Source organism: Methylobacterium sp. B4, from assembly GCF_003201865.1.
GTDB lineage: Bacteria > Pseudomonadota > Alphaproteobacteria > Rhizobiales > Beijerinckiaceae > Methylobacterium.
In genome coordinates this window covers 113814-134617 of sequence record NZ_QJJJ01000007.1, presented here as the reverse complement: position 1 = coordinate 134617, position 20804 = coordinate 113814, and the positions used below count along the sequence as shown (strand labels likewise).

Genomic DNA, 20804 nt, shown 5'->3' with positions numbered 1-20804 from the left:
TCCTAAGGAGCGGACGCGTCGGGACGGCACGTCTCGGGCGCGTCGCCGACTCTGAGCTGGCCCCAGGTGCCGCCCGCGAACATGGGCTGCGGTCCGTCCCGCCACAGGTAGCAACCCGCCGCAGCGGGGGCCCTTGCCCAGGCCGTGAGCGCCTTGCCCGGCCCGATCAGCGCCGAGTGACCGGACCCGAAGCCCGGGAACAGGTCGTCGTAGCCGGCAAAGAGGGGCACGAAGGCCCGTTGCCGGGCGCGCCCCGCCGGATGTGCGATCCGGATCGCAAGCTCCTGTCCGGGCGCCGACGCGAGAGCCGGGGTGGCAGGGGGTGCGACGAAGAAGTCCGGCGGGAACAGAACGGTGTTCAGGTCGTCCCCATCCCGGGGGTAGGACCGCAGCCCGAATTGACCCGGGACGCTGCCCGCGAGGACGAGGCGGTGGAAGAAGGGCTCGGAGCGGTAGCTCACGCCCTTCTCGCCGAGATCGTAGGAATCGTCGCAGACGGTGCAGTCCGGCAGCGGCCTGCCGGGAGAGCCGCGGTCGCTCACCGCCGGGCGCAACTGTCCGCGCAGATTGAGCCCGTCCTGCCAGACGAGGACCTGTTCCCGGATGTCGGCGCCGGGGATCGTTCCGGCCCCCGCGTCGTCGGCGCAGAATGCCGGCGGCGCTTGACCGTCCGTCCGCGCGAGGTCGAGGCAGGGCAGGCCGATGTCGAGGGCGGCGGCATGCTGGGCGGAACCCCGGTCGCTGCGCAGTTCGGCCCCTTCCGGCTCGACCACGACGGTGCCGAGGAGGCCGTGGGCGCCGTGCGAGACGATGTCGCCGACCGAGCGGATCGGCAGGACGCCGAAGGCATAGGGGATCTTGCGGACGATCCGGTCGGCCAGCATCGGGTCGGCGAAGCGTTCGACGAGGCGCGCCTGCACGAGGTCGCGTCCATCCTTCAGGATCCCGGCGGCCTGGGGATCGACTTGCCCCGTATCCGGATCGCCGACCATGCAGAAGTGACGTCCGAGAGCGACGATCTGGACATCGGGGCTGCATGCGATCTCGCCGAGGGGTACGAGGCTGCGCGCCCCGAAACGGGCGCCGATGGCCTGCGCCGGATCCCGTGTCTGCGAAGCCGGGGCCGGCGCGGTGATCTTCTTGAACTCGGCCTTGGCCTCAGAAGCGAGCTTGTCCTCGTCGGCCCAGATGAAGCCCGCATAATACTCCGTCGCGGTCCGCGGCGCCGGCCCGGACAAGGGTGCGGGGGCAAGGGCTACGACGTCGTTCACGCCGACCGGCAGGGTGCCCGCCGGTTTGCCCTGGGGGGCCGGCAGGGGGATCGAGAGCGCGAGCCGGGCGGAGGGGGCGATGTCGGGCCGGCTGCCGCCGCTCTCTCCCCATTCGTCGAAGCTCTTGCTTTCGCCGAACTGACGTCCGTCGCAATCGAGGTTCAGAGGCACGATCTTCGGCATCGGCGCGTCGCCGAACCGGTCGCCCGACTTCCGTCCGGTGCAGGCGCGGCTGTCGGGCGGCAGCGCATTGAACAGGGTCAGGTCGAGACAATCGCCCGCCCGGATGCGGATGACGAGGGGGGCGACGGCGTCTGCACCAAGAGCCTCACCAAGGGCCTCTCTGGCTGCCGCGATCAGGCCCGCGCGATCGACGTTCGGGGGGGGATCGGCGATCGGCACGAGAAGCAGGCCGTCCGGATCGAACAGGCGCTCGCCGTAGCGCAGCCCGGCGCGGCCGTCCGCCTCGTTCGGCAGGACGGCGTCGGCCCGGACCGCCACCACGCTCGCCTTCGCGTTGGGCCGGCAGGACAGGCGCTCGCCGGGTGCGACCGGGCGGAACGAGAGCGGGCCAGACGCGCCGGCATTCGGCGTCGGGGCCCGAAGCGTATCCTCGTCATCCCTCTGGCCGTTGAGGGATCGGCGCAGCACGCGCAGCGGCGTGAGCCGCGCGGAGATCGGATCGAGCGTCGAGCGCAGGCAGGCATCGAACGCCTCCGATGTCGGCGCGCCAGAGGCAGCGGGAGAGGTCGGGGGAATCGGGGCTCTCGTAGCTGCGCACGAGACCCCAGGCTCCGTTCCAGACCGCGTCCGTCGACCCGAAATGGTAGAGCCGGTCCAGCGCAGGGCGGGCCGAGGGATCGAGCGCCGGGCTCTCCTCCGGACGCGGGCTTCCGGCCCTGAGGAATGGGCTGATCTCCGAGCGGAAGGCGGAGAACAGGCCGCCGATCTCGAAATGCTCGGAGATGCCGATCTCCTGGGCCGCGACGAATCCCATGGGATTGTCGCATCCGGCCAGCAGCCGTTCGAAGCGCGGCCAGTTCGGCGCCGTGGTCGGGGTCTTGTTGGCCCAGGCGGGAAACGCGCGGGGGTCTCCCCATTTCGCGACCGGATGCGCGGCGCAGGCGGCCGCGCGCGAGGCGGCGGGGTCGCCTTCGGGACCCATCGGACGCTCGGTCGGGAAGGGTTGGTCGACGTTGCGCCGGCCCGTGCGGGCCTCGACCATGAAGGTATGCTGCACCTCCTGCGCGCCCTGGATGATCCGGGCGACGATCCGGTCGCCGCTGAGCCCTTCCAGGATCGGCGTGCAGGGATCGCCGTGCACGTCCGACTTGAACAGGTCGGCGAGGTCCCCGCCGCCTCCGGGCTCGGTCGAGCGCTGCCGGTCGATGCTGTCGGCCCGCTCGCCCGCGCCGGGCAGGGACGCCATCGCACCGGCGGTGCGGCAGGGGTTGGACACGAAGGCTGGCTGCGCCGAGCCGGCCTTCGTGCCGATCCGCAGCGGGACGGGCTCGTTGCGGTAGTTCACGAGATAGGGATCGTGGTGCTTCTGCGAGATCGCCTCGGGGCGCGGCGGCGGCGCCACCGGCCGTCCGTGGGCCGTGCGCAGGTCGTTACGCCGCTGCGCGAGCGCGCCGCGCTCCCCGGCATTCAGCGCGATACCCTGATCGCTCAGGAAGCGGGCAGGGGGACTCTCGCCCGCCTCGTCCTCGGCATGGCCGGCAGCCGGGTTCTCCGCCTCGCGGATCAGTTGGTCGATCCCGCCCGAGGCGAGCTCCGCGCGATCGTCGCGGCGCCCGTCGTAGAGGAGCGCGAAATCGGCGATCGCGATGGCGTATTCGCGCGCGTCGAGATGCAGGGGATCGCCCGACGCTCCGTCGCCGAGCCGATCGGTTCCGTAGTCGAGCACGTTCGCCCGTGCGCCGACGAGATGGCGCGACGGGTCGAGGGCGAGCGTCGGCAGGGAGGGGTGAGCCCTGGCGGCCGGGCCGAGCACGCAGAGCTTGCCGTCGCCCGTCGCGGAGCGCGGTTCGGCCATCGCGCAGACCGCATGGCTCGCCGGCTCGATCAGCAGCGCCGAGTAGAAGCCGTGCTGCTGGATGTTCGAGGGGCCGAAATGGTCGTGGGTGAAGACCGTCCGCATCGTCCGGTCGGCCACGCCCCGCCGGCCCGCCTCGCCCGTATCGGACAGGATCGGGTCGGCGAACCAGCGCTGCACGGTCGTCTGGAAATACTTGATGTTGTCGGCTTCGAGCCGCTGCAGCCGCCGCAGGCCCGACTTGAACTCCGCGCCGCACTCGGTCGGAGACCGGCTGGCGATCGGCTCGAAGCGCTCCGCCGCTTCGCCCGGCCGGCGCGTCACGGATCCAGCGGTCGTCGCCTTGCAGATGCGCTCCAGCACCTCGTCCGGGGCGAAGGTGCCGTCCTCGTAGTTGAAGCCGTTCCCGCTGCCGTCCGAGGACGTGACGTCGAATTTGACCAAGTGGATGTGCTGGCCGATCGTGTCGGTCGGCACCTTCATCTGGAAGTCGTCGAGGTCGAGATCCTTCGGCGTCTCGTTGGTGTGGCGAACCTCCAGGCACTCGCCCGAGAAGGCCCGGAAGTAGAACGGCTCCGCGTCGGAGCGAATCCTGTTCTTGGTGGCGTGCGCCTCCGCCGAGAGGACGTTGGTGCGTCCCTGCGGATCGTGCCAGCCGGCACGGTTGACCACGAGCGTCAGGGGGACGGCGGAGACGTGGAAGCGGCGGAAGCCGAGCAGGCCCGGGTCGGGTACGAGCGGAGCATCCGGCTTGAAGGGGTTCTGCATCGACGCGAACGGGACCGGCTCGCCCTGCCACTCGCCCAGACGCGCGTCGTAGCGGCGATGCTTCGGCCCGCCCGTCTGCCCGAACAGGAGCGGCGCGCCGCACGGGTCGGCGAACGGAGCGCCGTTCGCGCCGTTCGCGCCGTTGACCGCGAACCAGCCGCCCTGCTGCAGCCGGGCCTCGCCGGAGAGCTGGTCGATCGGGATGCGCGGCATCGGGTAGGCGCCGCGCGCCGGGTCGAGGCGGGTCTTGGGATCCGCCGGCAGGGGCTCGCTCCCCGAGGGGAACACCTTGGCGGGCTCGGAAATGGGCGCCTCCGGCAGAAGATCGGCGCCGTTGGCCGCCATGACCGCGACGCTGCTGCCATGAGCGTGGAACCGCATCGCGTTGCGCTCGAGGACGGTGCCCTCCTGGGGTAGCAGCTCAATGTCGAGACGCTCGAAATCCGATGTCATGTCGCCGCGGGCCAGCATCCGGGCGAGCAGACCGCCGGCCTCGCGCGTCCTGTCGCGCAGGGGCGCTGGAATGTCGGCGAGCACGCGGGGCACCGCCACGCCGCCGGTGACGACGTGGCGCGGCAGGCCGCCGTCGAGATGCTTGCGGCCCGCGAGCGCCGCGATATGGCGGGGCTCGAGGCCTCCGGCCGGATCGACCTCCGCACGCGCCATGTCCAGGGGCGGCTGCGGCGAGCGGTGGCCCGGCCGGCCGGCGATGTAGAACGGGTAGCCGGGGACGGCGTCCGTACTGACGTCCTTGTTCGGCTCAGGCGCCGCGGCGGCGGCCGTGTAGGTCGGCAGCGGGGGCAGGCCGTGCCCCGGCAGCGGCACCAGACCCGGCACCGGCGTGCCCAGGGCGCGGCGCCCGCCCGGCCCGGGGGCGACCCACTCGCCGGCCGGTCCGACGCTCCCGGCCCGCACCACGCCCTTGCGCGGGTTCGGTGCCACCGACAGGCCCGGCCGATCCTGCCCATCGGGCAGGAGCCGCGAGCCGTCCTCAAGGACGTCGTGGACGCGCCAGAGGGCCCACATCCCTTGCGCGAAATGCGGGTAGAGGTGGCAGTGGAAGATGGCGTCGCCGGGCGTGCGGTTCCGGTTCCCCGTGCCGAGCGAGTCCCACCAGCCGCCGGGCGCCTCCGCCCCGCCGCGCTCGGCGGCGAAGCGCTCCAGACCGCCGTGGTAGATCCGGTAGGTGAAGCCCTGCTGAGGCCCGATCGTCTGACTGTCGAGATAGGCGCCGCGCCCGGCATCGTTGCCCGCGAACCACTGATGGCTGTGCAAGTGGAAGACGTGGGTCTCCTTGCCGACGTGGAAGTTTCGGAAGACGACCTTGTCGTTGAGATAGGAGTGGTGGACGTTCGACGGATCGTCGGGGAAGGCTTCGAGAAGGGCCGGGTCGCCGTTGGCCCAGCTCTCGAGGAAGAATTCCTCGTAGAGGCATTCCGGGCAATTCGCGGCCGGCCCGATCCCGAGGCGGTTGGCGAGCACCGCCGAGCCCACGCCGCTCGCACCGTAGTTGATCGCGAATCCGTCGCGGATGCCGGAGAGCTGGCCGAAGCGGGCGAGCTGCTTGAAGGCGTCGGCGTAGTAGGTCTTGAGCTCGTCGTGGAAGACGACGCTGAACTCGCGAAACGGTGCGCGCGCCTCGTGCCGCTCGCGCCATTGCCGGCGCGCCGTCTCGTCCGCGGTCGAGTCGATCGGCGCGGGCGGGTCGTCCTGCCCCGGGACGACGACCGCGTTGAGGTCGCCGTGTACGATCTCGACGACCTCGCTGACCGGGCAGGGCCGCGTCATCTCGATCACCGGCACGGTGGCGCCCACCGTCTGGCAACCGGCGCGGTCGGGATCGCCGGCGGCCGGGTCCGGCACCGCGGCGGCGAAGGAGACGCTGTCGCCGCGCGCGTGCGGGTTCGCGCCCGCCTTCCGGCCCCAGACCGCGTCGAAGGCGGCGGCCGTCACCTGACTGCGGAAGTAGCGGCTGCCCTTGGCCTCGACGATCACCGCGCCGAACAGCCCGTGCGTGTTCGAGCCGCCCTCTCCCTCACCGCCCGCGGGTGCGGCGAGGCTGGAGAACAGGTGGGTTCCCTCCCGCTCCGTCTTCCAGCGGCAGACGATCGGACCGGCACCGGGCGCGATCGCCCCGAGACCGTTGCAGGCGGGGTCGATCCTGCCGTCCACGGGGACCGGTTCCAGCCCCGGGATCACGAGGGACAGGCCGCGGGTGCGCGGCCAGTCCGCGCCCGGGGCGTTCGCCGCCTTGCCGCCTTGCGCGGCTTCAGCCTCGGCCTCGGCCTCGCGGCATTGCGAGGGTCGGAACGGCGGTACGAGGGGCGTGTCGAAGCCGTGCAGGATGTCGGCCCGCATCGGCGCCTGCGCGGCGGCGCTGCGCTCCATCTCGCAGAAACCGGGACCACGCTGCTGCGGAGCGTCCGCATAGGCGCCGCTGATGCCGGGCTGGTCGGGACGCAGCAGGTTGCCGATCCGCAGTTCCAGGACGTCGCCGGCATTCACGCGCAGGATCAGCGGGCGCGGCCGCTTGCAGTCGCGCAGCCGAACCCGACCGGGGACCAGCGCCCCCTTGCCCGCCTCCGTGCCGAGCGCCTCGCCGCAGCGATCGGCGTCCGGCCGCATGGCCGATGCCGCGTCGTCCTCGAGCGCGGAGACGTCGCGCCTCAGCGCGAAGACCATGCCGAAGGGGTTGAACGAGCCGAAGCGGTTGTAGACGAGCAACTGGTCCAGCGCGACGATGTCGGCGCGCACGGTGCGGGTCGGCTGGGCGGCGGCGCTCGCGGTCAGGACCGTCGCGGCGAGCGCTGCCGTGACGCACCGGGCCCAACCGGGCCGGATGAAAACCGATTCGAGAATTCCCGGCTGGCCAACCCTCGACATGGGATCACCCGTCGACAGATCGAAGACCAGTTGATGGTAATCCCAAATCGGCGCAACTTGCAATCGGGCTACGAACTCATCAGTTTCGCCCAAATCTTCGCGGGCTCACCCGGGATTCGTGCATGTCTGGAATCGAGGCAGGTCTCTACGAATTCGTCGATCGGCGGACGGGGGAGGAGATTCGCCTGCGTCTGCAGAGAGGAGCCTCCGGTTCCGTCGTGGCGGTGAGTGCGGATCTCGGCGGCGGTCCGGCCGGGATCGCCTCGTTCGTCAGCTGGAGCGACATCGTGGAGTCGGGGTCCGACATCGCCTTCGACGCGATGCTCTACCCGGCGTCCGGGCCCGCCGCCCCGGTCCGTGCGCGGATCGCGAGGGCGGGGGCGGATACGATCACCCTCAGCGGTGATTTCGGCGCGGGTCCGATCCGCGCCGGGCTCACTCGCGTCGGCGCCGCGTTGAGGCGTCTGACCCTGGTCGTCGACGCGATCGACGGCTTCGACGTTCCGGACGACAGCCTCCTGGGCGGATCGGGCGGGACCGACGTGGCGTCCTGTCTGGCCAAGGCGTCGATCGCCGTCTCCCCGGTCCCGCGCCTGACCGTCCGGCCCGATCCCTACGGCCGGACCGTTCATACGCCGGCCGAGCTGCACGAGCTCATGACGCTCTGGGGCAAGCCTCCGGCGCGCGCCGCCGACCCCTGGTGGCTCAACGTCCTGATGGGCGGGCGCTTCGACGGGCGCGGCTACGGGGACGTCAGCGGTGTCCTGTACGACGTGAGCACGGACGAGGACGCTTTTCCCCGCCAGGGCGTCGCGGTCTTCCTCGCCTCCAAGGGAATCGCGGAGCACGCCCCGGGCAGCGAGAACTGGAAGCGCGAGATTCTCTTCACCCTCGTGCACGAGATCGGGCACGGCTTGAACCTGCCCCACGCCTTCGACGAGGGGCGCGACACCGCGCTGACCTGGATGAACTATCCGAGCCGCCTCGGCCCGGACGTCTTCTGGAAGAAATTCGATCACAGCTTCGACGAGCGCGAGCGGCACTTCCTCTGTCACGCTCCGCATGCCGATATCGCCCCCGGGGCCTGCGCCTACGCCGCGCGACGAAGCGATCTCCTGAGCGGCGGAAGGGTCGGCGACGCCGCCTTTCGGCACGTTCCGGCGCCGGAGGACGGGGACGAGCGAGCCCGGCCGCGCCTGGAGATCGGCCCGCTGAAGCCGCACTACGTCTTCGGTGAACCGGTCTTCCTGAAGGTGGAACTCGTCAACGAGGGAACGACTTCGCTGCGCTACGCGAAGGCGTTCGACCCGAGCGACGGCCTCCTCACCGTCACGATCGTGAAGCCGCATGGTGAGGTTCGGATCGTCCGCTCCCCGTTCGCCCTCTGCCAGGATCACCGGCTGCGCCGGCTGGGCCCCGGACAGCGAGTCGCGTTCGACGGGATCTTCGTCGCGTTCGACGCCGACGGCGCGCTCTTCGACGAGCCGGGCCGCTACACGCTCTCGGCCCGCTACGCCGGCGTACCCGGGCACGTCCTCACAGCGCCCGAGACGCGGCTGCGCGTCCTCCACCCGACGCGAGACGAAGAGCGCGTGGCCATCCTCGTCTGGGACAAGCCGCTCCTGATGCGCGCGATCGGGCTGCGGCAACCGCTCATCGCGCGGGACGATTGGGAGACTTATCGAGAGGCGGTGACGCATCGTCTGCCGATCGACCCCGGCAACACGACCCCCGCCTTTCTGATCTACACGGCCGCGCTCGGTTGGATGAAGCCGCACAAGCCGGCCTGCGCGGCCCGAGGCTACGAGGCCGACCTGACCAAGGCGAGGGCGCATCTCCGGAAAGTCCATGCCGCGCATCTGCCGTCGGGAGTCGTGCGCAAGAAGCGACGGATCGCGCGGGAACTCCGCGGAGACTGAAACCGGACCGGTGGCGCCTCTACCCATCGTCGTCGGCGCACACCCCGGACCGGCCTCGGCCCCGAACGGGTGACCGTGGTCGCGGTCGCCGCGGGGGCACAAAGAATTAGTGGACTGTCGGAGTCTCGAAGGACGACTTGGTCGAGATGGTTAATATAAAGTATAAATACTTAAGTAATTGACGATATTCCGTCCAAGGAAAGCTCTTTTGCTTCTCTGTTTTGGAGCGAAATACTGACTTGATCCTTTCGGATGCTGGAAGCTCAAATTCCGAAGGAGATCGAACATGACGGAAGCTATCCCATCCGTCCTAGGACTGCCGTCGGTCCGCACGTTGGAATGGCTGGCCGGGACGGACCTGCTTGCAGTGCCGGCGGCCACCTCGACGAGCCAACTTTCCGGGCTGGGTCCCGTCGCATCCCTCGTGGAGACTGCGATCGTCGGTGATCCCGTTGCGGACGAAAGTGGTCCTCTGCCCGACGTTGTGGCGGCCACTGCCAACACGCTCGTGCTCGATACCCACGCACAACTGGAGCAGACCGGACACGAGGTGCCTGCCCTCAACGGTCCCCTGCATGGCCTGACGAACCTCGGCGAGACGCTCGGCCTCGGCCATCTCAACGCGTCGGGCAACCTCGTGACCGACGCGTTCGCGCTGGCGCTCGGCGGCGACGCGACCTCCATCCCAACCGTCCTGACCGATGCCGGCAACGTCGCGAACGCGACCGGTACGCTGATCGAATCGGCGAGCGGGATCGTCGGGTCCGCGACCGGTACCAACCCACTTGGAAATGGCGGCCTCCTCGCCTCGGTCGCCGCGCCCCTCAATCAGGGGGTGCTCGAACTCCACGCTCAGCTTGAGCAGGTCGGCCACCAGAATCCGTCGCTGAACGGCCCGATCCACGGACTGACGAATCTCGGCGAGTCGCTTGGTCTCGGCCATCTCGGGACGCCCGGGAATCTACTCACCGATGTGACGGCCCTCCCAGGGGCGGTGCTCGCCGGTGGCGGTCTCGGCGCCGTCAGCCCACTCCTGCACGATCTCGGCGACGTCACGGACGCCGCCGGCAACCTCGTGAACCAAGTCCTCTCGCCGGCCGCATCCGGCGGTCCGCTCTCCTCGACCGGCCTGCTCGGGCCCGTCTCGAGTGTGGCCAACGGCGCCGTGCTCGACCTCCACGCCACGCTCGAACAGATCGGCCACGACGTGCCGGTTCTGAACGGCGTCGTCCACGGCGTGACCGAACTCGGCGAGACCGTGGGCCTTGGTCATCTCGGCGAGCCGGGCAACCTCCTCACCGATGTCGTCAATCTGCCGGGCAGCCTGCTCGGCGGCGAGGGGACGGCAGCGCTCACGCCGGTCCTCTCCGATGTGGGCGACATCCTCGGCGCGGTGGGCAATCTGACGGGCGCAGTGACCGGGACCCTCGGGACCGGGGGCGGCGGCCTGCTTCAGCCGGTGGTCGACATCCTCGACGGCGCCTCCGGTGGCTCGGGGGTGGGCGGTCTCTTGCAGCCCGCGACCGACCTGCTCGCCGATGTGACTGGCGGCGGCGACAGCGGCGGCCTGCTCCAGCCCGTCACCGCCATCCTCGACAACGTGGCCGGGGGCGAGGCCAACGGGGGCCTGTTGCAACCGGTCACGGCCATCCTCGACGGCAATGCGGGCGAGTCGGGGATCGGCGGGATTCTCCAGCCGGTCGCGGACGTCGTCGGTGGGGCGACCGGAAACGGCGCCGGCGGGCTGCCGAGCCAACTCGTCGACACCGTGAGGGACGTCCTGGGGAGCGGCGGGAGCGAGGGCGGCACCGGTGGCGGACTGCTCGGTGGTCTCCTCGGCGGGTTGTCCGGCACCGGCGCCGGCGGGACCGGCCCCGCCCCACTGATCGACCTGGGCATCGGGCCCCAGACCGACCACCCCGCCCTCGATGCGAACCTGCTCTCTTCCGGCACGGGTTCGGACCAGGCGATCCAGGTCAGCGCGCTCGACTCCGGCAGCCAGACGCCGGCGCTCGGCGTCAGTCTGCTTTCGGGCGACGGCATTGCCTTCCCCGGAAGCAGTGGCGGCGGAATCGATTCACTGGTCGGGCGCGTCCTCGATCTAACGCCGGCATCCTCCCCGACCTCCGCGCAGGCCGAGCCGGGCGTCCATCTCGACCTCGGCATGGCCACGCTCGACCTCGGCGGCCACGTGGATACCCATGCCACCGACACGCAGCACCATGCCCCGAGCCTGGGTCTTCACCTGCTCGGGCTCTGAGACGGCGGCCGTCCCGCCTGCGCGGGGCGGCCCTTCACCATTCAACGGGCCTGACACGGGCAGCCAAGCGGAGGGCGGCGGGTGGCGGATGAGCGTGCCGGATCCTCGGCGGGGCGGCGGGAGGCGTGGGGGGCGATTGGCGAGGCACGCTGGCCGCTGGCGACGGTCATGCTGCTGAGCGGACTCGTAAACCTGCTGATGCTGACCGCCCCCCTGTTCATGCTTCAGGTCTACGACCGGGTGCTCCCGAGCCGCAGCCTTGCCACCCTCGCCGGGCTCGCCGGCATCGCCGCGATCCTGTTCCTGCTCCAGGCGCTGATGGAGGTGTTCCGAGCGCGAATCCTCGTCCGGGTTGCCCGGCTTGTCGACGAGCGCCTTGCGGCGCGAGCTTTCCGCCAACTTCTCCGGCGCAGCGCCGAGGCGGTGCGCGGCGACGAGGGCCCGCAGGCCCTGCGCGACCTCGACACGGCCCGCGGCTTCCTGGCGAGTCCTGCCTTCTCGGCGTTCTTCGACCTGCCCTGGGTGCCGTTCTACGTCGCGGTCTGCTTCCTCTTCCATCCCTGGATCGGGTTCACCGTCGCCGGCGGGGCCCTCTTCCTCTGCGTCCTCACCCTCGCCACCGATCGGGCCGGCGCCGGCCCGACGCGGGAGGCGGTCGTGGCGGCGGCCGAACACCGCGCGCATGGGGACATGGCCCACCGCGTCGGGCCTCTGGTGACGGCGCTGGGCATGCGCGGACGGGTCGCCGAGGCGTGGCGGGCACGCCACGAGCGTCACCTCGACGTGGCCGGGCATGGCACCGACCTCGCCGTGTCCTTCGGCGGCATCGCCCGCCTCCTGCGCACCATGCTGCAATCGGGGATACTGGCACTCGGCGCACTGCTGGTGGTGCGGAACGAAGCCACGGCCGGGGTGATGCTCGCAGCGACCATCCTCTCGGCCCGGGCACTCGCCCCCGTGGACATCGCCATCGCCAATTGGCGCTCCGTCGCCGCTGCCCGGCAGGCTTGGTCGCGGATCGCCGCCTTCGTGCCGGCTCAGGAGCCGGCCGCCGTGACGCCCTTACCGGCCCCACGGGGCAGCGTTCGGGTCACCGGCGTCTCGCTTGCGGCGCCCGGCACGGATAACCTCGTTCTCCACGATGTCAGCTTCGCCCTCGCGCCCGGCAACGCACTCGGCGTCATCGGGCCGAGCGGCTCCGGCAAATCGACCCTCGCGCGGGCTCTCGTCGGCTTGGCGCGGCCCTGCCGTGGGGTGGTGCGCTTCGACGGCGCGGCGATCGACCAGTGGGACCCGGACGTGCTCGGCCGGGCGATGGGGTATCTCCCCCAGGATGTCGAGCTCCTCGACGGTACCATCGCCGAGAACATTACCCGCTTCGATGCCGATCCCGACCCAGAAGCCCTGCTCGCTGCGGCCCGCGCGGCCGGCGTGCATGAGGTCGTGCTGCGCCTGCCCGGCGGGTACGATGCCCGGGTCGGGATGGGCGGGCTCGCCCTCTCGGGCGGCCAGCGCCAGCGCGTGGGGCTCGCCCGTGCGCTCTACGGCGACCCGTTCCTGGTGGTGCTCGACGAGCCGAACTCGAACCTCGATGTCGAGGGTGAGCGCGCCTTGACGGCGGCGGTACAGGCGGTGCGGGCCCGCGGCGGCGTCGCCGTCGTGATTGCCCACCGCCCGAGTGCCCTGACCGCAGTCGATCGCATCCTCGTCGTCAACGAAGGACGGGTGCAGATGGACGGCCCCCGGGACGAGGTGCTGCAGAAGCTCGCCGCCTTGACCCGCTCCGTACCGACGAGGGTCGCATGACGAACACCTCCGCCCCTTCAGCGTCCCCGGCCACGCGGCGCTCGCTCCGGCGGCACATGGTCGGGGTGCTCGCCGTGCTCGGCCTGGCGCTGTCGGCAGGGGCTTGGGCCGGCGCGACCGAGCTCTCGGGTGCCATCATCGCGACCGGCTCGCTCGTGGTGGAGACCAACATCAAGAAGGTCCAGCACCCAACCGGCGGCGTGGTGGCCGAGCTGAACGTGCAGGAGGGCCGCCGGGTCCGCCCCGGCGAACTCCTGATCCGGCTCGACGCCACCACGACGCGGGCCAACCTCGACGCCGTCACCAAGAGCCTGTGGGAATTGGAGGCGCGGGCCGCCCGCTTGGAGGCGGAGCGCGACGGCCGGCCCGACGTGACCTTCTCGAAGGACCTCCTCGATGCGGGCACCGAGGTCGCCCGAATCGTCGACGGCGAGCGGCGCCTGTTCCGCTTCCGCCGCGAAGCGCTGGCTGGGCAGAAGGCGCAACTCAAGGAGCGGGTCGGGCAACTCTCGGAGGAAATCCGCGGGATGACCGAGCAAGCCGAGGCAAAGGGTCAGGAGGCCAACATCATCGAGCGTGAGTACCAGGGGGTCATGGACCTCTGGCGCAAGAATCTAATCCAGATGAGTCGCGTGACGAGCCTGGAGCGTGAGATCGCGCGGATCAAGGGCGAGCGCGGAGCGCTGGTCGCGAGCATCGCTGGGACCCGGGGCAAGGTCTCCGAGACGGAGTTGCAGGTCATCCAGTTGGAGCAGAATTTGCGCAGCGAGGTCGCCAAGGAACTCGCCGAAATCCGGGCCAAGAGCGCGACCCTCGTCGAGCAGAAAGTCACCGCCCTCGATCAGCTCAAGCGCATCGACATCCGCGCGCCACAGGCCGGATACGTGCACGAACTCAGCGTTCACACCGTCGGCGGGGTGATCTCGCCGGGTGAAGCGATCATGCTTGTGGTGCCAAACGCCGATACCCTTGTCGCCGAGGTGAGAGTCGCGCCTCAGGATATCGACCGGGTCCGGGTCGGGCAGGGAGCGGGGCTGCGCTTTCCGAGCTTCGACCAACGCGTGACTCCGGAGCTCGCGGGCACGGTGAGCAGGGTCGCGGCCGATGTCAGCGAGGACAAGCGCACGGGGGTGTCCTACTACCTCGTTCGGCTCTCCGTGACGAAAGAGGAACTCGCTAGACTCGCCGGGGCGCAACTGGTGCCGGGCATGCCCGTGGAGGCCTTCATCCGCACCGCGGACCGGACGGTCTTCTCCTATCTTACCAAGCCGCTTGCCGACCAAGCACGCCGGGCCTTCCGAGAGAAGTGAGGCTGCAGGCTTCCGGACGCTGCGCGGGTGAACGGTGGGGGAGGCACGGATGAGTGGCCGTCGGCGCAGTCCGACGAATGGAACGACGCCTTCCGCCTCGGGCTCGCAATCGGTGGCGTGTCGATCGGGTCGACAGCTTCAGGGCCGTCAAGATCGAAGGCGGGCAAGCGGCATGTCCGCTGTCGCCAATGCTGCCGAGAACGTCGAAGGCGTGGAGACTCGCGGGCCAGAATGGCCCCTTATGCTCTCTTGAAGAGCTTGGATTGCCCGACGGACCGTCTCTGGCGTCGTGGCGCTGCCGTGGAGAACCTGTCCCATCGCGCGTCACTCCATGCGGCGTCAGTCGTACCGCCACACAGCGGGACCAGACATCCAGCGAAACTTCCCGCACTGTACGATGTGCGCCTTGTTGCTACCGACGCGACCTGACGGTGTGAGGCAGCAAAGGTCCTCGACTGCAAGCCGAGCGACATCGGACTCATCCTGCTGTCGGAGGCGCGGGGCGCGCCGGATACGCTGCTGCGGACTGCCTTCGAGGCACGCGAGCGGGCCCATGCCATGTGGTGTCGGGAGGCGGAGGACGTCGCCGGTTAATGAGGCGTTCTCGGTGATCCCGTCTGCTCGCGATTAAGCGCTTGGCCCAGCACATGAAGCGCATGGTCGATGGCCTTCGCGACGTCAGCCCCGTACTCCACGGTGATCGCTCTCGCTGCGATGAGATGGTCAGCGGCGATATCCAGTTTTGACAATGGGGCGAATTCGCCTGTGGCCCGACCGGGCGTGAAGCTGCCAATCTCGGCTGTGGCGATGAGGTCTGATGCCTCGTTCTCGTACTGGCTCAACACACCTAAAAAGCCAACGAAGTCGTGGGTCAGAGGCGTGAACGTGGGCGAGGAGCCGCCGAGAACCCAGACGTGGGTGCCATCTGTACGCTGCAGGCGGAAGCGAAGCATAAACTCGACCTGACGCCGGCAAGCTTCGGCAAAACTCTCTACGACTAAGCTTCTGTCGTCAGGATAAATTGCATCCACCCAGCCCATTTTCAGGGCTGCTGCGGGCTCCTGGCCAGTCATACTCTGCCATTGACGACAGATATAGGTGACATGGCCTTTATGGTCGGTGACCCAGATCATGGCTCGCAGTCACACCTATGCGGGTTTAGATTGCTGAATTTTCCTGATCCTGCAGCATATTTCTTTATCGTCACATCACAGAAGCGTGAAGATGTGCGCTGCGCGCCTGCCCCTGAGCCGTCCACATCAGCACCATTCGCTGCAGCGAAGCAGCCGAGATGGAGATGCAGGGGATGCCTTATTCGCGGGAGGTCAGTTGCCCGATCTCGATACGCGCCGCTCCAGGCACGACGTCCGTCCCACCTCCTCCGGCGTCTCCAAGGCGAACATCGCGATCGACCCGGCGGTGACCTCGGACCACGCATGCGGCTGCTCGCCCGGTGCGTCGTCCACCGGGCTGATGCGTTGGCTCGACCGGGTGAGCAGGTAGGCGCGCGTCCTTGGCCGGCTTCCCGCTCGCGAGCATGCCGGCCGGGGAGACGGCGACGGAGCAGGGGCTCACGGCCGGTCCCGCTCGTGCGGCCGGCTCTCGATCGCTTGCACGCGCTCGATCGTGGCAATGACCGATATGCGCGCGTGTTGTGAGGAGAAACCCGATTGCAGGGATGGTCGGCGGTTACGGCGTGCGCTGCCGAGCCGCCTCGATCATGCGATCGCCGTCCTCACGCAGCAGGAGGCGATCCGATACGAGCGCGTCGACCGATTTCGCAACGGCAGCGATGTAGGCGTCCGCATCCGGATAGCGCTCCTCGAGGGACAAGCGGGGATCGCCGGCCGCGTCCCGTTCGGCCCGCGTGTGTGCGAACGGGATCTGACTGCCCTCGCGGTCACACAGCGCCCCGGCGGGGAACGGATCGGCATACAGGTTCCAGCCGGTGAAGGTTGCACGCGGGGCTGCAACGGCCGGCAAGCGGATGCCGGCCACCTCGTTGCCGTCGGCATCGACCCGCGGGACCAGCGGGCGATATTGCAGCCCGCTTTCCGGCCGGGGATCCACGTAGGTGCTGAAGCGCGCGATCGCATTCGGCGCCGTCGGGACGGGGACACCGACCATGAACGGGAAGCCGATATCGGCCGCCTCGACCAGGGTTTGATCGGACAGGCGTGGCACACGGCTCTCCGGTGGTGCCTTACCCGCCTTCACCCATTCCTCGAGCGCGACCAGCAGCGCCCGGACCGCCGGGGCCGGGTTCAGGCTGCTGCGCGGGTTCGCGCAGGGTCCCTTGGTCGAGGCCAGGCCGGCACGCCCATAGTGGAAGCCGCTCGAAACCAGGTAGGCGCGCGCGGAGTCGGGCAGCGGCACATCGGTGCGGCCCAGCGGATCGGTCGTGAGGAGAGAGGCACCCTTCTGCCAATACTCGGTCCCGGTATTGGCTTCGATCATCAGCGGATCGAAGCCATCCTCTCGCAGGATCCTGCCCGTCCGCCCGGTAACGGGATCGTGTTGGGCGGCGGCCGAGAACGGGAACATGTTCTCGGGGTATAAGTGGTCTTCGTGCTGCGTGTTGGTGCGCGAGGGCTGACCGAAGCGGCTGTTGAGGAATACCCCGCCCACGCCCGCGATGTGGGACAGAACGCCGTCGAAGACGCGCTTGCCGGCTTCGTCCCGGTTGAAGCCCTGCTGGATGAAGTCGCGCAGATAGCGCCCGCTCTGCGAGATGCCGAGCGCGAGGGTGTGCCTGATCGTGCCACCCGCCGGGTTGAGCGTGCCGCCGCCCTCGCCGCGGAGATAGGCCACCACATCCCGCGTGGCGGCGAAGCCGATCCCGAGCACCTTCGGCTCGGTGGCCTGGTAGGTGAATTCGTAGAGCGAGCCGGGCAGCGGCTTGGTGCCCTTGGGCAGAAGCTCGATCTGACGCGGCGTGGCGTAGTGCCAGGCGTCGGACGGCACCGGCCGCGGCGGATCGGCCTCCCGGCGCCGAACGGTGAGCTGCGCCCGGGCCTTGTCCTGGCTGGCCACCTTGAAGGTCAAATAGAAGGGCGCCTCGGGCGGGCCGCGGGTCGCGCTGACGAGTTCGTCGCGCACGACCTCGACGATCGGCTTGCCGCCGCGCGTGGCCACCGGCACGTCGATGGCCATACCGCCCTGCTGGCGCAGTGCGTCCGCCTCCCAGCCTGACCAGACGACGGTGTAGCCCCGACGCAGCACGAGCCCGGTCCCCGCATCGGTGGCGGTCTTCGGGTCGTTGACGGCCTGTACCGCTTGGGCTGGCGCGTCGAGGACCCAGTTGAAGAGAAACTTGCGGCCCCGGTTCAGCACCTCGAACAGGAGCGTGCCGCTGCCCCGAGCAGGATCCTTGGGGCGCAGGATGAAAAGGTCGGTCTTGTATTCGACCATGCCGCGGGCGTTGCGGGGCGCCAGGGTGATGTCGACGATGCCGGCGTTCGCAGGATCGGCAGGATCGAGCTCTCCGCTGGCCGTGCCGACGACACGCTCGTAGCTGCCGGCTGATCCGAACTCAGCGCCATCCGCAAAAGGCTCAACGCTGGTAACCTCGATGCCTGTGATGCGTGCTTGAGCCGGCACAGCGCTGAGAGCGCAGCCGAGCGCGCCGACCACAACCCAACCGTTGCGCATGTTCTCTCCCTGTCCGGCTCGTATCGACCGGTCTTCCCAGCAAGCACGCTTGAGCAGAGGCGTCGAGAGGGAGGCGCGAACTGTCGGTGCTTTTCCGTTCGAGGGCTCGACGTGGTCGCCTTACGCCTCAGTCCAGCGCTCGATGATGCGGGTGGAGATCCCCTGCGCGGTGATGACGGGGTGCGGTCCGAAGTGTGGTGTGAGGATCGCGCGGTATCGATCGATGCGATCGATACCGCGCCTCGATGCGCTCTCGGAGAGCCGGCCCGTCACCAGCGGTAGCGCAGCGTTGCCAGGATCGTCTGACGATTGCCATAGAAGCAGCCTGTCGCCGCGATGCAGGTCGTCACATGCGTTTTATCGAATAGGTTCGTTGCATTCACCGCCAGATCGACGCCCTTGAGCGCCGGATGCCGGTATCCGAAGTCGTAGCGGATCGCGGCGTCGACCAATGTGACCGCAGGGGTCCGATAGAGGTTGGCGTTGTCGCCGACCGAGGTGCCGATGTAGCGCACGCCGGCCCCTAACCCGAGGCCTGCCAGGGTCCCGGTCCGGATCGTGTAGTCGAGCCACGCGGAAGCCTGATGCCGGGGCACGAACGGCAACGCGTTTCCGACGATGCTGACGCCGGCGGCGTTGGCATTCGCCTTCGTGAACTCACTGCTCATCCCCGCGTAGGATGCGATCAGGTCGAGGCTGTCGGTCAGGCTCGCCTTGGCCTCGAGTTCCACACCGCGGACCCGAGCCTCTCCGGCCTGTGTGTTGAAGCGGAAGTCCGCGCTATCGGGCGTCAGCACGTTCTGCTGCGTCAGGTCGAACACGGCGCCCGTCAGCAGGAGATTGGTGCCGGGCGGCTGCACCTTGATGCCGGCCTCGATCTGCTCGCCCGTGGTCGGCGCGAACGGTGAACCGAGACGGTCCGTGCCCGAGGTCGGCTGGAACGACGTGGCGTAGCTGACATAGGGTGCGAGGCCACCGTCGAAGAGGTAGCTCAAACCGACCCGCCCGGTGAAGGCGGCATCGTTTTGGCGGACCTGGGTCAGCGCGCCGCTCGCCACCGTGCGGGTGCGGGTCACGGCGTCCGCCCAATCCTGCCGTCCGCTCAGCGTCAGCGTGAAGCCGCCCAAGCGGATCTCGTCCTGGGCATAGAGGCCGGTCTGGTTGCGCCCTTGCGTGATCCGGGTCCCGAGCGGGGGCCGCGTGACCGTCCCTGCATAGGCCGGCGCGAAGATGTCGACCGACGGGACGATCCGCAGTTCGGACTCGTCGTAGCGCGCATCCTCGCGCAGGTAGTCGGCCCCGAACAGGAGCGTGTGCGCGAAGGGGCCCGTGAGGAAGCGCGCCTCGGCCTGATTGTCGACGTTGAAGAGGTTCGAGCGCTCCGGGAACGCCCAGGCGTATCGGGACAGCGTACGGCCGTTGGCCGCCAGACCGATCGCCTGCACGCGCTGGGTGTCGGCTTCGACGTGGGAGAACCGCAGATTCTGGCGCACGGTCCAGACATCGTTGAAGCGGTGCTCGAAGGCATACCCGATGAAGCCCTGGTCGAGCTTGAAGCGGTCGTAGTTCGGTTCGCCGATGAAGCGGCGGGTGGGGATGCGCCCGTTGGGATTGCTGTACAGCGTACCGAGCGTCGGCAAGCCCTGCGGCGCGCCGCCTCCGGGCGAGTCGATGTGCAGGTACTGCGACAGGATCGTGAGGGACGTGTCGGCATCCGGCCGGAACGTCACGCTCGGCGCGATGAAGACCCGGTCTTCCTCCAGGTAATCCACCTGGGTGCCGGTGGTGCGGGCGAGTCCGGTCAGCCGATACAGGATCCTGCCATCCGGATCGACGGGGCCGGACAGGTCGAAGGCGGCCTGCGCGCGTCCAAAGCTGCCGGTCTGAAGCTGGATCTCGCGCAGGGGAACCGCACTCGGCCGCTTGCTGACGAGGTTGAGCAGGCCACCCGGCGAGTTCTGCCCGTACAGCCCCGACGACGGGCCCTTCAGCAATTCGATCCGTTCCAGGCCGTACGACTCGATGCGCGGCTGCGAGTATCCCCGCGCGCCGAACGGCAGGCGCAATCCGTCGAGATAGCGTCCGGGCACGAAGCCACGGACATAGAGCCAGTCGTAGCGCAGGTCCGTGCCGTACTGCGTGAGGACGCCCGGTGTATAGAGCAGAGCCTGGCTCACGCTCTGCGCTTGCCGATCTTCGATCTCCTTGCGGCCGACCACGTTGATCGCCTGCGGTGTCTCCAAGATCGACGTGCCGGTCTTGGTCGCGGTCGCGCTGCGGCGTGCGACGTAGCCGTTGACGGGACCGACCGCACCGTCCCCCATCACCTCGAGCATATCGAGCGTGACATCCGCGGCCGGCACGACGGGGGGCACAACTTCAGCCACGACCCGAACGAGGGTCGCCATACGGTCTCCCGTGAATTGCGGCACCAGCCCTGTGCCGGCGAGCAATTGCCGAAGCGCCTCGTCGCGGCCGAGGCGGCCCGACACGCCGGCCGAGCGAAGCCGGCCCGAGGCGCGCGCGTCGTAGATCAACTGCACGCCGCTCGCTCCAGCATAGGTCGCCAGCGCTTCGTCGAGAGACCCGGCCGGGATCGCAAAGCCGACCAATTCCTCCTCGGATTGCGCCGTTGCCGCGACACGCAGGATCGGCCGGATCGTGGACGCAGCGTCCAGGCCGGCACCGCGCCCGGCATCGATGCCCGCTGCCGCCGGGGCCGGCATGGCGACGGCAAGCATCGCGAATCCGCTCAATCCTGCTGCCATCCGCCGACCGTTCCGTCCCGCATTCCCCGTCTGTCGCCGCCCGTTCATCAGCCCACCGTCTCCCGCGCGGCTTGCCGCCGCTCTCCCGCAGGTCGATCCGTGCCTGCCTGAGTGCTGAGACGTGCGGGCG

Annotated in this window: 9 protein-coding genes; 4 read left to right on the top strand and 5 right to left on the bottom strand. The window is 69.4% G+C overall.

Translation table 11 applies throughout. From position 1 onward, the window contains the following. Positions 1 to 2 precede the first annotated feature (2 nt). Entirely contained in the window at positions 3 to 1922 is a 1920-nt protein-coding gene (locus BY998_RS11725) for a hypothetical protein (RefSeq protein ID WP_110351797.1), read from the bottom strand. Continuing rightward, the gene (locus tag BY998_RS11720; RefSeq protein ID WP_146221766.1) at positions 1888 to 6960 is read right to left on the bottom strand and encodes a hypothetical protein; all 5073 of its coding nucleotides are present in this window, start codon (positions 6958 to 6960) and stop codon (positions 1888 to 1890) included. The genes BY998_RS11725 and BY998_RS11720 overlap by 35 nt, the downstream gene beginning before the upstream one ends. Positions 6961 to 7082: 122 nt before the next feature. Here BY998_RS11720 and BY998_RS11715 point away from each other — a divergent pair, with 122 nt between their 5' ends. From BY998_RS11715 to BY998_RS11700, 4 genes are all read left to right on the top strand, one after another. After that, positions 7083 to 8879 carry a hypothetical protein gene (locus BY998_RS11715; protein WP_110351795.1) on the top strand — a complete coding sequence of 599 codons (1797 nt, stop codon included), beginning with the start codon at positions 7083 to 7085 and terminating at the stop codon, positions 8877 to 8879. 286 nt (positions 8880 to 9165) lie between these two features. Next, a complete protein-coding gene (locus BY998_RS11710; RefSeq protein ID WP_110351794.1) occupies positions 9166 to 11139 on the top strand; it encodes a hypothetical protein in 1974 nt (657 codons plus the stop codon). Between the two features lie 81 nt (positions 11140 to 11220). Further along, positions 11221 to 12945, top strand: a complete 1725-nt coding sequence (locus tag BY998_RS11705; RefSeq protein WP_280952906.1) for a type I secretion system permease/ATPase — start codon at positions 11221 to 11223, stop codon at positions 12943 to 12945. After that, positions 12942 to 14255 carry an HlyD family type I secretion periplasmic adaptor subunit gene (locus tag BY998_RS11700; RefSeq protein WP_110351792.1) on the top strand — a complete coding sequence of 438 codons (1314 nt, stop codon included), beginning with the start codon at positions 12942 to 12944 and terminating at the stop codon, positions 14253 to 14255. The genes BY998_RS11705 and BY998_RS11700 overlap by 4 nt, the downstream gene beginning before the upstream one ends. A 590-nt stretch (positions 14256 to 14845) precedes the next feature. On the opposite strand, the gene BY998_RS11695 is transcribed toward BY998_RS11700, so the two are convergent. From BY998_RS11695 to BY998_RS11680, 3 genes are all read right to left on the bottom strand, one after another. Continuing rightward, on the bottom strand, positions 14846 to 15388 hold the full coding sequence (locus BY998_RS11695; RefSeq protein ID WP_110351791.1) for a PAS domain-containing protein: 543 nt from the start codon (positions 15386 to 15388) through the stop codon (positions 14846 to 14848). A gap of 556 nt (positions 15389 to 15944) precedes the next feature. Continuing rightward, a complete protein-coding gene (locus BY998_RS11685) occupies positions 15945 to 17906 on the bottom strand; it encodes an alpha/beta hydrolase domain-containing protein (RefSeq protein WP_110351790.1) in 1962 nt (653 codons plus the stop codon). 269 nt (positions 17907 to 18175) lie between these two features. Beyond that, positions 18176 to 20632, bottom strand: a complete 2457-nt coding sequence (locus BY998_RS11680) for a TonB-dependent siderophore receptor (RefSeq protein ID WP_245421563.1) — start codon at positions 20630 to 20632, stop codon at positions 18176 to 18178. Between the last annotated feature and the right edge of the window lie 172 nt (positions 20633 to 20804).

Bases quoted from the DNA above. Each gene is read 5' to 3' on its own strand.
- BY998_RS11715 (WP_110351795.1), top strand. From the start codon at position 7,083: ATGTCTGGAATCGAGGCAGGTCTCTACGAATTCGTCGATCGGCGGACG.
- BY998_RS11685 (WP_110351790.1), bottom strand. From the start codon at position 17,906: ATGCGCAACGGTTGGGTTGTGGTCGGCGCGCTCGGCTGCGCTCTCAGC.
- BY998_RS11680 (WP_245421563.1), bottom strand. From the start codon at position 20,632: ATGCCGGCCCCGGCGGCAGCGGGCATCGATGCCGGGCGCGGTGCCGGC.
- BY998_RS11695 (WP_110351791.1), bottom strand. From the start codon at position 15,388: ATGATCTGGGTCACCGACCATAAAGGCCATGTCACCTATATCTGTCGT.
- BY998_RS11710 (WP_110351794.1), top strand. From the start codon at position 9,166: ATGACGGAAGCTATCCCATCCGTCCTAGGACTGCCGTCGGTCCGCACG.
- BY998_RS11720 (WP_146221766.1), bottom strand. From the start codon at position 6,960: ATGTCGAGGGTTGGCCAGCCGGGAATTCTCGAATCGGTTTTCATCCGG.
- BY998_RS11700 (WP_110351792.1), top strand. From the start codon at position 12,942: ATGACGAACACCTCCGCCCCTTCAGCGTCCCCGGCCACGCGGCGCTCG.